The sequence below is a fragment of the Archangium sp. Cb G35 genome (assembly GCF_001896145.1).
GTDB classification, from domain to species: domain Bacteria; phylum Myxococcota; class Myxococcia; order Myxococcales; family Myxococcaceae; genus Archangium; species Archangium violaceum.
The window spans coordinates 25,788-38,797 of the sequence record NZ_MPOI01000005.1; the positions used below are offsets into that span (position 1 = coordinate 25,788).

Genomic DNA, 13,010 nt, shown 5'->3' on the forward strand with positions numbered 1-13,010 from the left:
GTGCTACTTACGCGTCCAGCCATTCGACGCTCCGATGGCGGTGCGACGGAAACGTCGTTGCCGTAGGGCGTCCTCGGATGGCGTTCCAGCTGTGTCGTCGTCCGAGTCTTGACCCCCTGACTGGAGGCAGACCGTGTCCGATGCCCAGCTCCCCGTCCTCGATTTCGTTCTCACGAACTACAAGAACTTCAATGCGCGCGCGACCCGCGACGCGCTCCTGTCCTACTGGCGCCACATCTCCTCGGGGGGCCGGATGTTCTGGGCCGTCGCTGGAGCCATGTCCTCCGCCCAGCTCGGGATCACGCTCGCCCCCGCCATCCGCGCGGGCCTGATCCACGGCCTGTCCGTCACCGGCGCCAACCTCGAGGAGTCCCTCTTCCGGCTCGTGGCCCACCACGGCTACAAGGACTTCCCCAACTACCGCTATCTCACCAAGAGCGACGACACGAAGATCCTCGCTGACCGGATGCGCCGGGTCACCGACACGAGCATTCCCGAGGACGAGGCGTTCCGTGCGGTCGAGAAGATCATCGTGCCCATGTGGCAGCGGGCCACGGCGAACGGCGAGCGCCGCTTCTGGCACGAGTACTTCTACGAGGTCATCCAGGCCATCGATCCGAAGGCGTACGAGGGGGATCCCGAGGCCTGCTGGCTTCTGGCGGCGGCGCGCGCGAAGCTGCCCATCGTCGTGCCGGGCTACGAGGACTCCACCTTCGGCAACATCTTCGCCTCGTACGTCAAGACGGGGGAGTGCGACGCCCGCATCGTGAAGTCCGGCATCGAGTACATGGCGGACTTCTACGGCCGGTACCAGGAGCTCTCGGCGGGCGAGGGCATCGGGTTCTTCCAGATTGGCGGCGGCATCGCCGGGGACTTCCCCATCTGTGTCGTGCCGTCGATCAAGTATGACCTCGCCCAGCCCGTGAAGCCGTGGGCGTACTTCTGTCAGATCAGCGACTCGACGACCTCGTACGGTTCGTACTCCGGCGCGACCCCCAACGAGAAGATCACCTGGGACAAGCTCACGGAGACGACGCCCATGTTCGTCATCGAGTCCGATGCGACCATCGTCGCGCCGCTCGTGCTCCGCGCGCTGCTCGAGTGCAAGCATCATCCCGCGGAGGCGGAAGCCCTCATCGCCCGGCACGGGATGTAGTTCCCCGCCCGGGTGTGAGCGCACCCGCGAGAGGGCCCGTCCACTCGGAGGACGGGCCCTCCTGGGAGCTCAGAACCCCTGCCAGATGAAGTCCAGCGTCGGCAGGAAGTCGTTGCTCCGGACGCGGACGCGCTCGCTGAAGCCATCGGCGCCCTCGACCAGACGCGTGGCACCCTGGTCCGCGTTGGCCCACAGGACGCCGGCGGTGATGCGGCTGTGCGCGGAGACGGCGATGTCCACGCCCATGTGGGCCGTGAGCACCAGCGGAGACACGGAGGCGATGGCCCCCACGTCCCGGCCCGAGACGATGAGGTTGCCCTGCGAGCCGGTGACATAGAGGTTCACCTCTCCGCGCAGGCGCAGACGATCGTTGAAGGCGTGGTCATAGGCGCCACCCACCCGCGAGCGGAAGCCCGTGAGCGGTGCCGCGAGCACGAGGTCCAACGGCGTGAGGAAGAAGTTGAGGGGCGTGGCGCTGTTGGGGCCGAGCGGAACCCGGAAGGTCGCATCCGCCCGGAGCGTCCACACGTCGTGCTCGAGCACGTTCCCCGAGAGCAACAGCCCCGCCCGGGGAATCAGCATCCAACCGATGTCGTTCTGGCTCGTGCCCCAACTGGGGAAGAGGTAGCCCTTCACCAGCCGCATGGCGAGCGTGGGCATGGACAGCCCGGCCTCGGCCGTCAGCCGCAGGGGCGAGCGCAGCAGCGCGACGCGGGCATCCACGTTGGGCGCCACGAAGAAGAGGAGCGGGTGGGTCTGGAGCTCGATGCTGTCGTGGACCGCGATGCGCAGCGGGTTGAACACGCCCACGCTCCAGGAGCCCCGGGGTCCCACGTCCGCGGTGTCCCAGGCCGGCAGCGGTTGAGCCGAGGCCGGGGTGCTGCTCATCAGGGCGCCGCTCAACAACACGGCCATCAACAGGGCTCTCATGGCAGCCTCCAGGTACCCACGACGGGGGCATGATCGGACAGACGGCTGGCATCGCTCTGGACCTCGAGACGCCCGGGTCCCTGGATGACGTCCGTGTCCGTCCACACCTCGCCCTTGCGGATGAAGAGATAGTCCAGCGTGCGGCTCCAGGCGCCAGGCAGGCCCTGGTCATTCATGCTGTCCGGTCCGAGCACCGAGTGCGTGAAGTAGCGCCGCTGGTTCTCATCGCCCACGCCGTAGCGGGCCAGGGAGATGGAGGGCTCGAAGTCGTCATAGAAGCGCTTCATCACGCTGGGCGTGTAGGGCGGCTGCTCGAACTCGGTGCCCTGGCTGCTCTCTCGCTCGTCCAGGAAGCCCGAGAGCCGCAGCTTGCCCTCACAGGACTCGGGGGTCCCCGCCGCCGCGCGCTCGTCGCAGACGGGCGGCAGCTCGTTGAAGTCTCCTCCAATCACCCAGGGCAGCGTCTCCGCCCGGAGGACTTCATGGATTTGTTGGATCTGCTTCTGCTTGGTCCCGTCCTGGTCATACGCCTCGGTGTGCACCACGTACGCGGCGATGGTCCGGCCGTTGCCCACGTCCACCTCGGCCCGGCCAATGGCCCGCTTGATGTAGAACGTCGACGTCAGCGGATCCTGATCCGTGCGGTCCTCCTGCCGGATGCGCTCGGCCTTGGTGATGGGGTAGCGCGAGAGGATGGCATTGCCCAGGTTGATGCGGCCCACGCCCTCGGACGGCACGAAGCGCGAGTTCCAGGTGGACATGTAGGCCGCGTAGCGGAGGTTCGTGTTCTCCAGCAGGAAGCGCACCTGGTCGATGTAGGCGCTGCGCTTGGAGTCGACCTCGATCTCCTCCGTCATGAGGATGTCCGGGTCATACTCGCGGATGAGCGCCGCCACCCGGGTGAGACAATCCGTCACCTCGGACTCGGACATCTGGACGCGGTCTCCCCAGAAGTCGAACCAGAAGTCGATGCGGCAGGCACCGTACTTCACGTTCCACGCCATCACCTTGAGCGAGGTGGGATTCGCTGCCGGTGCGGGATGCTCGGCCCGGGCCTTGAACCGGGGAACTTCTTCCCGGGTGAAGGAGAGCGGGTCGGCCACCCATTCGCAACTGGCCAGCAACAACGGGAGGAGGAGCAAGGGGAGGGTTCGTCTCATGCGAGGTGCGAGGGTACTCCGCATAAGATGGGGACCCAAGGAGTCGCTTCCATGCGTCCACCGCCTCGCCGCCCAGCCGGGCCCGGCCCACTGTCATGGCTACTCATCCTCGGGGTGCTCGGGGTGGCACTGGTGTTGCCACTTCTGGGCTCCTGGGTGGCATCCACGTTGGTGAGCCATCATGGCGCCTCCCCAGGTTGGGCGGCGGCCGCGGGCCTGGGATTGAGCCTGGGGCTCCCTCTGCTCTGGGAGCTCCTGAGCCTGCCCCGGCGGCAGGCCCGAGGGGTTCCTCCGAAGCGGTGGCTGCGGTTGCGAACCCGCCTGCTGCTGCGCATGTGGACGGTGAACCTGGTGTTCCTCGTGGGCGCGCTGTTTTTCTCGCCCCGAGGGGTCTTCACGGCGCTCTCCACCCGGGGGGACTGGATGCTGCCAGCCGCCGGACCTCCGCATGTGGAGACCGCCCGGCGGCTCGTCTTCGCCGCGGCGGATGGTGTCGAGTGGGCCTACGTCCTCGCCACGGACAACCCCTACCGCGATCAACTCATCGCCATCGCACCGCCCACGCCGGGCCAGCAGCTCCCTCCGCCTCGGGAGCCGCCCCCACCTCCGGTGCAGCCCACCGCCGAACCGCCTGTCACCGAGCAGCCTCCTCCCTCCGTCACGGAAGAGCCGCAAGAGCCCGAGGACGACAGCGAGTCGGACGTCTTCATTTCCTGGAAGCCGGAGCCTCGCCCTCCCGAACCCAAGCCCGAGCCCGAGCCCGTCCGGGCCGAACCGGTGGTGCTCGAGAAGAAGGTGCCGGACGCGCCGAGGGAGCGGGCGGACCGCCTGTCGTCAACGCCGCTCAATGCGGGTGGAACGGTCTTCTATCCACTCCCCGAGCAGCTCCATCCCCGGGTCGTCTCCATCCCCCGTAACCAGGAGACGGACCTGATCACCGTCGCGAAGTACCTCGTGCGCGACGAGAGGGATCCCTTCCAGCGCATCAAGGCGCTCCACGACTATGTGGCCAATCGCGTGGAATACGACGTGGCGGCGTACCGCTCGAGGAACTTCCCGCCGCAGACGCCCGAAGCCGTGTTCCAGAATCGCAGGGGGGTGTGCGCGGGCTATGCGAACCTCTTCGCCGCGATGGGGCAGGCCGCCGGAGAGGAGATCGTCACCCTCTCGGGTGATGTCCCCACGCCCGGCGAGAACTGGGAGTTCGAGGGCCACGCGTGGAACGCGGTACGCATCGAGGGCTCGTGGTACCTCGTGGATGTCACCTGGAACGCCGGTTACGTGAACGGGGACGTGTTCACGCGGAAGTACAGGACGGAATACCTCTTCATGCCGCCCCGGGAGTTCCTCCAGCGTCACCTGCCGGAAGAGCCCGCATGGCAGTTGCTGGAGAAGCCGCTCGATCGCGGCGAGGCCATGCGCCAGGCCCGCGCCCATATCCAGGAGCAATATGCCCACCTCCGCGATCCCCAGAAGCCTCGGACCGAGCGGCCGACGGGGGAGAAGCCCGTATGGGAGGGCATTCGCATTCTCGCGCCGTCGCGGCCGGGCACGGAGGTCCGGGGGCGCTTCACCGTCGAGATCGACAATCCCAAGGGGCTTCCGGCGGAGGTCTCCATCGTCAACCTCCAGGATTCCAGTCAGGAGTCCTGTCCCCCGGAGTACCGGGGCAGGAGGTACGCCTGCACGGTGCTGAGCCGGGGCGCTTTCCGCATCCAGGTCTTCTCCGATGACCAGCCGTCGTCCCAGCTCATGGCGCAGCTCGAGGTCACGGGGACCTGATTGTCGCGCCGCCTGCCCCCGGGCCAGGGACAGGCGGGCGCGTGGTGAGGCTCAGTACGTGAACGAGATACGCGTGCCCGTCCGGCTGTTGTTGTCCTCGATGAGCTCGGGGATGCCGTTCGGGAAGTCCGCGATGGCTCCCAGGTAGTAATCACCTGGTTCCGCCGGCCAGGTGTCCACCTCGACGGAGCTCGTCTGGCATTGGCCGGGGGCCAGGTTGTCGATGAAGGTCAGACCCGCGGGTCGGTCGGAAGGCACGCCTGGCGCCGTAGGGGGGGTGATGACCGTATCCTGGGACAGGAACAGCTCCACCATGGTGCTTCCAGGCTGCGTACCCTGGTTGCACACCTCGAGCGTGGCGGTGATGAATGCTCCCGGCCTGGCGCTCGTGGGGCCCGTCACCGACGCCACCACGAAATCCGGCCGGTTCCCCACGCCCAGCCTGCTGCCGGTATGGACGTTGTTGTCCTCGAAGAACTCGGGGAGGTGATTGGCCACGTCCACCGCGGCGCCCAGGTAGTTCGCCCCTTCCATGACGCCGTAGGTGGAGCCCTCGATGGAGAGCGTCTGGCACTCGTCCGGCGCGAGGATGTTCGTGAGTGCGTGATTCACGAACACGTCGGAGGAGGCCTGGGGCGGCACCTGGGGCGTGATGATGGCGTCCGAGGACACGTACAGGTCGACGTACGCTCGATCCGCCAGCGTCCCCCGATTGCAGACCTCGATGTTGGCGGACAGCGGCTGGTCCGGCTGGATGCTCGCAGGACCCGTCACCGACGTGATGACGAAGTCCGGCCGCCAGCCCACACCGACGTGGTTGCCCGTGCCGGCGTTGTTGTCCTCGACGAGCTCCGCCACGGCCAAGGCCGGGTCCACGCGGGCGCCGAGCGTGTACGTCCCTTCGTAGAGAGGGGGAGGCGACATGCCAGTGATGGAGGTGGTCTGACACGCATTCGGGGCCAGCCCATTCACGCTCGCCGTGCCCATGGGGATGCGGGTGGCCAGGGGGGAGACCAGGAACAGCTCCACCCCCGTGGCACCCGCCGAAGCGGTTCCCTGGTTGCAGATCCGCACGGCGGCGGTGAGTGGAGCTTCCGGCGCGACGCCCGTGGGGCCGCTGACGGACGACACGATGAGGTCTGGCCCCGTGCCGATCCCGAACCGGGGGCTCAGCTTCGTGTTGTTGTCCAGGATGAGTTCGCTGGGTTCGCGGAACGGGTTGACGATGGCGCCCAGCGCGTACGCACCTGCGGCGACACCCGCCGGTGTACCCGTGAAGGACAGTGTCCGGCACGAGCCGGGTTCGAGCTGGCCCGAGCTCTGCTCTCCCAGCAACACATCCGTGAGGGGATTGGGAGGCACGCGAGGCGTGACGATGTCATCCGCGGTCAGGTACAGATGTACCGGGGCGGCTCCCGGCTGTGTTCCCTGGTTGCACACCTGGACGCTGGCGGTGAGTGGCTGCCCGGGCAGCACGCTCGCGGGGCCCGTTACCGACGTCACCACGAAGTCCGGAGCGGCGCCCACGCCGATGCGGGTCGCCGCCAGCGTGTTGTTGTCCTCGATGAGCTCGGACACGTTGCGAGCCGGGTCCACGATGGCGCTCAGGTAATACGCGCCGTCACGGAGGACGGAGGCCGACACGTTCAGGGTCTCCGTCTGGCATTGGCCCGGCTCGAGCGTGTTCATCGAGCGTGTTCCCAGCAGGCGGTCCGAGGCGGGGGTGAGCGGCGAGGCCGGTGTGACGACCGTATCCGCCGACAGGTACAGCTCCACGTTGGGCGCGCCCGGCGCTGTCCCGGGGTTGCACACCGTCACGGTGGCGGGGAACGACTGGCCGTTCATGGCGCTCGTGGGGCCCGACACCGACGCCACCACGAAGTCCGGCCGGTTTCCGATCCCCATGGCGTTGCCTGTCTTCACATTGTTGGCCGTGTTGGGATCGAAGGAACCAGGCTCCGCGATGGCTCCCAGGAAGTACGTTCCTTGAATGGTCACGGAGGCTCGTCCGTTCACCGTCTCCGTCTTGCATTGGCCAGGCGCGAGCCCCGGCAGGTAGACCTGCTCCAGGCGGAGGTCCGACGCTGGTGTCAGAGGCTCGTCCGAGGTGATGACCGGGTCCGCCGATAAGAAGAGGCTCACGGCTGTATTACCTGGCGCATCGCCTTGATTGCAGACCGTCACGGCGGCGTTGAACCACTCACCTTCACGGACGCTCGCGGGGCCCGTGACCGAGGTTACGGCGAAGTCGGCCTCCGGGTACCCGGATTGCTGCAAAGTTTGCTCACGACTGTTTTCCCCGGCAGGGAGATGGGCGGCGCCGCCTGGATTGGGATTGTTGTTGTTTGAGAATTCGCTACACGCCGTGACCGTCAGCAACGTCGCGATTCCCGTGGCACATCGGATACGTCTCCTGCGTGCGTTCATGTTTGTCTCCACGCGAGGACCGCCGGCCTGGTCCATCCGAGACCCGACTGACGTGGAGATGTATTTGGAATTCAAATCGGCTTTGCTTCGAACAGGGACATGAGGCGGGCGGTGACCCGTTCTGCCTGCACGAGGGTGACGTCGTGCCCCGCTCCGGCAATCAACTCCGCCTCGATGCCGGGGGCCACGCGGCGCAAGCGCTCGAGCGCCGCCGGGGCGGAGAAGATGCGCTCGTTCTCTCCCACCAGGAAGAGCGTGGGTGAAGGCAGCGCGCGCAACTGCTCGTCACTCAGGACGGAGGGTTCGACCAGCCGGCGTGCCTTGTAGCTGCGAAGCGCGAGGTAGCCCTGTTCGACGCGCTCCTCGAGCAGCAACCGGCTCGCTTCATCTTTCTTCGCCGCCAGATCGTTGGCGAGCCAGGACATGAAGCGGCGGGTGAACCAGGGCGAAGGCAGCGCGCACGACACCGCCCGCAGCATGAAGCCCAGGCCCAGGGGCATCACCGTCCCGGCGGGGGCGATGAGTGCCAGGGCGGAGAGCCGCTCGGGATGCGCCAGCGCGTACTGGGCCGAGATCCACGCTCCATAGGAGACGCCCGCGAGGCCAAAGGGACGCCCGGGCGACAGCACCGTGGTGAGCTCGTCCAGCCAGGTCACGAAGTCCCGGGCCGTGAGCACCGGGCGAGTGGGCTCGCTGCGGCCGTAATCCGCGATGCTGTCCACCGCCCAGACGCGGTGATGAACGGCGAGCGCGGCGGCATTGGGGGCCCACATGAGCGAGGTGGCCCCGGCGCCCGGCAGCAGCACGAGGGGGGGCGCGCCCACCGGGCCCGAGCCCCGCACGAACGTCGCGCCGTAGGACGTCTGCACGAGTTGCGTGTCCGACGGCCCGGGCCACTTCTGGCTCCACCCGTCATAGGCGGCCAGATACCTGCTCCGAGCGGCTTCACTGCGAAAGGGGGAGGGGATCGACATTCCCCCCATGATGGTCCCAGAGGGAGGCGGGAGACAGGGTTCTCTTTGCTTCGCCATGCTCGCGCCCGCTGGGAGGAAGGCGATTTCTAGCGGTGCACGCCGGAGGCCTCGTGCACATTCCGATGACTCCGGTCCGCCCGCTCGCGGGCCTCGCGCTCCCGGCGCTCGCGCTCGGCCCGTTCCCGGCGCTCGTGCTCGGCCCGCTCCCGGCGCTCGCGCTCGGCCCGTTCCCGGCGCTCACGCTCTTCACGCTCCCGGCGCTCACGCTCGGCCCTCTCCCTGCGCTCGCGCTCGGCCCGTTCCCGGCGCTCGCGCTCGGCCCGCTCCCGCTCCTCGCGTTCCCGGCGCTCGCGGGCGTCGCGCTCATGGCGGTCCCGCTGGTGCACGGCGCTGGCGTCGTGGCTGGGCGAAGTGGTGCGGAAATCCTGCGCCAGCGCCGGAGTGCTCGAATACACAACGGCGGCAATCGACATCCACGTGAACAGGCGCTTCATGGCAGTGCTCCCTCGGTCAACGACCCGGTGAAGCGAGGCCCTTCTCGAACTTCGTGAAGAGGTCTCGCGTCGTGTTGTGCCAGGTCAGACCGCGAGAGCCAGGGCGCTATTTACGGCTTCTCGATTTCCAAATATTTCCGCCCAGGTTCCTGCCGCCCCCATCCATCCATGCGATGAGCGCCGTTATTCTGTACAATACGGTTCTGTCACGCTTTCCCATTCTAAAGGAGCCTTGACAATGAACCGATTTCCGAACCGATCCCTGCTCATTTCCCTCCTGTCGGGACTGCTGCTGGCGGGCTGTGGCGGCGGACTCGAGCCTGTCCCCATCGGGTCCGCGGAGCCCCTGGGCGTCCAGGAGTCCGAGCTGTGCTCCTCGCTGAGCGTCACGAGCCTGACCCTGACGGGCGCGAGCATCTTCGAGGGCGAGCTGGCCGGAAGTGGAAGCTGGACGGTGTCCACCTCCTCCAACGCGGTGCTGCTGGAGTACTACGTGGACAACGTCAAGGTCGCCTACGAGGAGCGGCCCGGCGCCTCCGGCACCTGGTACTTCAGCAACGGAGCAGTCAGTTGCGGCGTCGATCACACCTTCATGGTGAAGGCCTGGCCCATGGTCATCGACAGCTCTGGTGTCCGCACCACCTGCTTGAACGGCTCCAAGTCGGTCTCCAAGATCGTCGGCGAGCTCTGCGCCAGCTGCCTGGTGTGCCACAGCGGCTTCGCGCCTCCGCGGGACAACAAGGCGCGGTCCGCATATGCCGAGCCCTGCCCCCGGAGCACCATCGGCGGTGAGGAGCTGAAGCTGTTCGAGCGCATCCAGCACTGAGCTGGATGGCAGGTGGGCCCGGGATTGTCCCCGGGCCCGGTGTCCGGCGCGGGCTTCCTACTTCTTCGGGAAGCTCGGATCGGCCACTACCTCTTCAATCTGCGCGACGTGCCGTTTGGCATGCGCGGCCATGAAGAGCATCCACTGGTAGGCGTCCAGATCGCCGATGGGCGACGGACCGCTGACGTGGCTGCGCAGCTCGCTCTCCGGCGTCGTCTTGGCCAGGGCGATATTCGCGTCACGCCGGTCCTTGAATGCCTTGGCTGCGTCCTGGGCGGAAGCGAACTTGCTCGCGGGCTGGAGCTTCTCGGGCGCCTTGTGCTTGGTGGTCCGATCCGGAATGCCCTGGAGGATCTTGTCCTCCAGTCCCTGCGTTTTGGCCTTCTGCTCGGCGGTCGCGGCGGGCGTCTTGAGGACCTTGCCCGAGATGTTCTCGCCGAACATCTCCTCGGACAGGATGATGTGCTCGGCCACCTCCGCGACCGACCAGCGCTCGGGAGTGGGCTTGAACTTCCACTGCGCCTCCGAGAGCCCGTCGATGGACTTGAGGAAATCCTTCTGCGTCTGGGAGAGGTAGTCGACGAGGAACTTCGAGTCCTTGGGCTCGGACTTCGCGGGGGCGCTCTTCGAGTCCTTGGGCGCGGCCTTCGCGGGGGCATTCGCCTCGGCGGCGAGACCGAGGGTGGGGAGCAGCACGGCGAGGGCAAGCACGGTACGCTTCATGGTGTGATTCCTCCAAAGGGGAGGCTGCGGCATATAGCGCGGGGCTCTGACACGGCGTTGGGCGCCGGGCCTACCGCTCCGAGGGCGAGGGCACGGGCATCAGGTCGCCGGAGAAGGAGAATCCGAGGGCCAGGTACGGGAAGAACGCGGAGGAGTCCGCGCCCGTGCGGTAGCGGTGGGCGAGCCACCAGTTGACCATCAGCAGCACGGTGGGCGAGTTGAATTGCGCGCCGTCCCGCTCCGCGAAGGTGTAGGCCACCACGGGGCCCACGCGGTGGGTCGTGTTGGGATTCGACTGGAGCTCGCCGGGAGAGAAGTGGCTCGGACCGTAGAAGGCGTGCGAGGACGCCCACCGAAGCCCGATCGTGAGGCCACGCCCCGTCTGGTACAGCACGTCGGCGTCGTTGACGAAATACCAACCCTGATTGGGGGCGAGCACGTCGTAGTAGATGTCATAGAAGACGCGGTTCCCGTCGCGCAGGGACATGTCGGGGCGGACCATCCGGAAGAGACTGCGCGCCACCACCGGACCCACCTTGAACTGGAGCGTCGCGCCGAGCGTGACTTGCGAGCCCATGTTGGAATAGGGCCTCCGGGTGTCTCCTGAAGGGAGCCGGTCCAGGCCATCCAGCTCCGTGTCGCTGAAGTTCGAGAGCGCCGAGGGAAAGGATTGCAGCTGCCGGAAGGTGCCGAAGTTGCCAATGAACTCATACATGCCCCAGAGCTGGAGGATGCTGAGTGGCTGGAGCTCCACCACGATCCCGAGCCGTCCGAAGGCGGGGCTGAGCGCGGGCGCGAGGCCGACACTCACGAAGTTGTCGCGCAGCGCGGGTGACTCACTGCGGTAGAGCCGGTAGCGATAGTTGATCCGCGCTTCGTCCAGCAGGCCCAGGGGGTTGAGGCGGGCCACCATCAGGTTGCGGTACACGAGCCGGTGCTGCGGCGGTGGCCCTTCCTGGAGGGCTTGTGCCGAGGCGTTTGACGTTGCGAGGAAGGCCAACGCCGTGAGCACGGCGAGGCAGTGGGGGTGACGCGGCATCGATATCTCCGGGGGAAGGAGGACGACGATAACAGTTTATCGTGTCTGCTCATGCCCCCGGCGCATGGCCAGTTGCGTCATTCAGCGCGCACGTTCAGCGCTTGCCCTGGCCGCCCAGGTTGATGGGCCCGCCCCGCTGGATGGCACGCTGATAGGCGGGCCGGGCGTGCAACCGCTCGAGATAGGCGATGAGATTGGGAAAGGACTCCAGGGCGCCCGAGGACCGCGCCGCTTCCAGCACGAAGCTCATCTGGATGTCGGCGCCGCTGAAGCTGTTGCCCACCAGGTAGTCCCGCTGCCCGAGCGCTCCCGAGATGTAGCCGAGGTGGTTCCGTACCTCGCTGGAGATGCGCGGCTCGAGCGGCGCGCCCGCCTCGCCCAGACGTCCCATGTACACCCCGAGAATGAGGGGCAGCATGGCCGAGCCCTCGGCGTAGTGCAGCCAATGCACGTAGGTGTCGTACTCGGCCGAGTCCGGCGGGGGCGCGAGCCGGCCCTTGCCATGGCGGCGCAAGACGGTGTCGATGATGGCTCCGGACTCGGCGAGCACCCGCCCGTCGTCCTCGAGCAATGGGGACTTGCCGAGTGGATGGATGGCCTTGAGCTCGGGCGGCGCGAAGTTCGTCTTCGGGTCGCGCGGGTAGATGACGACCTCGTAGTCGAGCCCCAATTCCTCCAGAAGCCAGAGGATGCGCTGCGAACGGGAGCTCGCGAGGTGGTGCAGCTTGAGCACGGGGTGACTCCTTGACTGCAAGGCTGGAAAACGCAGTCAGGCTCAGGAGGGCAGGGTGAAGCGGTAGACGACCTCCTGGTCGCCCCGGCTGAAGCCCTTGAGCACCTCGTGTGAAACCTCCTTGCCGCTCAGGTAGCTGAGCCCGCCAGATGCGAAGCCCATCACCGACAGCTCGAAGTAGATGTGCGGCTGGGGCACGCCCGTGATGCGCAGCTCCGCCACGTCACCCTGGACTTGTGCCGCCAGCTCGCCCTGGGTGAAGTAACCCTTCCAGATGCCCGGGGTGTACAGCGCGAAGCGCCGGTGCTCCCCCTTGCTGAAGATGGGCTTGAGCTGGCCCTGGCCCAGTGCGTACTCCGCGGACTTGAGGCCGTATTTCCAGTAGGCCTGAGGATCCCCCGCGTAGAACAGCTGGGTCAGGGCGTCGTTGAGCCGCAAGAAGGCGTCCGCCGGGATGCGCGTTACCGGCATCACCGGCTGGGTGAAGATGGGGTCTCTCTTCGCCTGTTCGGAGAGGAAGGCGCGCCACCTCTCCGTGCCGAAGGTCTGCTCCGCATGGGCCTGCCGGGCCAGGAACGCAACGCCTTTGACTTCCATTCGTGTGCCTCCACGCCCGCCCGGCTGCCCCTGGTTTCAACGGACACGGACGGTTCACCTGTTATTCTGCGCGGGTTCGTGCCCGTGTGCGATACGCATCGCGACAATTCGGCCCTTTCTCGAGGCGTCGCCCGTGCAATCGCCGCGGTGCGGGTCCGTATCCCACGGA

General features: G+C 67.1%; 12 protein-coding genes. 3 read left to right on the plus strand and 9 right to left on the minus strand.

The window, feature by feature from the left end:
* The first annotated feature begins 133 nt into the window (after window positions 1–133).
* The gene (locus BO221_RS16370; RefSeq protein WP_073561415.1) at window positions 134–1,156 is read left to right on the plus strand and encodes a deoxyhypusine synthase family protein; all 1,023 of its coding nucleotides are present in this window, start codon (window positions 134–136) and stop codon (window positions 1,154–1,156) included.
* 69 nt (window positions 1,157–1,225) lie between these two features.
* Here BO221_RS16370 and BO221_RS16375 read toward each other — a convergent pair whose 3' ends face one another.
* Both BO221_RS16375 and BO221_RS16380 read right to left on the minus strand, forming a co-directional pair.
* Window positions 1,226–2,086: a hypothetical protein gene (locus BO221_RS16375; RefSeq protein WP_143195487.1), complete on the minus strand. Its 861-nt coding sequence runs from the start codon at window positions 2,084–2,086 to the stop codon at window positions 1,226–1,228.
* Window positions 2,083–3,246 carry an endonuclease/exonuclease/phosphatase family protein gene (locus BO221_RS16380; RefSeq protein ID WP_158079854.1) on the minus strand — a complete coding sequence of 388 codons (1,164 nt, stop codon included), beginning with the start codon at window positions 3,244–3,246 and terminating at the stop codon, window positions 2,083–2,085. The genes BO221_RS16375 and BO221_RS16380 overlap by 4 nt, the downstream gene beginning before the upstream one ends.
* A gap of 51 nt (window positions 3,247–3,297) precedes the next feature.
* Here BO221_RS16380 and BO221_RS16385 point away from each other — a divergent pair, with 51 nt between their 5' ends.
* Window positions 3,298–5,028, plus strand: a complete 1,731-nt coding sequence (locus BO221_RS16385; protein WP_143195488.1) for a transglutaminase domain-containing protein — start codon at window positions 3,298–3,300, stop codon at window positions 5,026–5,028.
* Window positions 5,029–5,079: 51 nt separating this feature from the next.
* On the opposite strand, the gene BO221_RS52570 is transcribed toward BO221_RS16385, so the two are convergent.
* The 3 genes from BO221_RS52570 to BO221_RS16425 all read right to left on the minus strand — a co-directional run bounded on the left by BO221_RS52570 (window position 5,080) and on the right by BO221_RS16425 (window position 8,923).
* Window positions 5,080–7,170, minus strand: a complete 2,091-nt coding sequence (locus tag BO221_RS52570; protein WP_158079855.1) for a CARDB domain-containing protein — start codon at window positions 7,168–7,170, stop codon at window positions 5,080–5,082.
* A gap of 356 nt (window positions 7,171–7,526) precedes the next feature.
* The gene (locus BO221_RS16420; protein ID WP_073561826.1) at window positions 7,527–8,429 is read right to left on the minus strand and encodes an alpha/beta fold hydrolase; all 903 of its coding nucleotides are present in this window, start codon (window positions 8,427–8,429) and stop codon (window positions 7,527–7,529) included.
* An 86-nt stretch (window positions 8,430–8,515) separates the two neighbouring features.
* Window positions 8,516–8,923 carry a hypothetical protein gene (locus tag BO221_RS16425; protein ID WP_073561419.1) on the minus strand — a complete coding sequence of 136 codons (408 nt, stop codon included), beginning with the start codon at window positions 8,921–8,923 and terminating at the stop codon, window positions 8,516–8,518.
* Between the two features lie 238 nt (window positions 8,924–9,161).
* On the opposite strand from BO221_RS16425, the gene BO221_RS16430 reads away from it, so the two are divergent.
* On the plus strand, window positions 9,162–9,749 hold the full coding sequence (locus BO221_RS16430; protein WP_073561420.1) for a hypothetical protein: 588 nt from the start codon (window positions 9,162–9,164) through the stop codon (window positions 9,747–9,749).
* Window positions 9,750–9,806: 57 nt separating this feature from the next.
* Here BO221_RS16430 and BO221_RS16435 read toward each other — a convergent pair whose 3' ends face one another.
* The 4 genes from BO221_RS16435 to BO221_RS16450 all read right to left on the minus strand — a co-directional run bounded on the left by BO221_RS16435 (window position 9,807) and on the right by BO221_RS16450 (window position 12,841).
* Window positions 9,807–10,472 carry a DinB family protein gene (locus tag BO221_RS16435; protein WP_073561421.1) on the minus strand — a complete coding sequence of 222 codons (666 nt, stop codon included), beginning with the start codon at window positions 10,470–10,472 and terminating at the stop codon, window positions 9,807–9,809.
* A 70-nt stretch (window positions 10,473–10,542) separates the two neighbouring features.
* Window positions 10,543–11,511: a hypothetical protein gene (locus tag BO221_RS16440; protein WP_143195489.1), complete on the minus strand. Its 969-nt coding sequence runs from the start codon at window positions 11,509–11,511 to the stop codon at window positions 10,543–10,545.
* Between the two features lie 94 nt (window positions 11,512–11,605).
* Window positions 11,606–12,244 (minus strand): glutathione S-transferase family protein, encoded by a 639-nt coding sequence (locus BO221_RS16445; RefSeq protein WP_073561423.1) that lies wholly within the window; start codon window positions 12,242–12,244, stop codon window positions 11,606–11,608.
* Window positions 12,245–12,286: 42 nt separating this feature from the next.
* Window positions 12,287–12,841 (minus strand): hypothetical protein, encoded by a 555-nt coding sequence (locus BO221_RS16450; protein ID WP_073561424.1) that lies wholly within the window; start codon window positions 12,839–12,841, stop codon window positions 12,287–12,289.
* Window positions 12,842–13,010 lie beyond the last annotated feature (169 nt).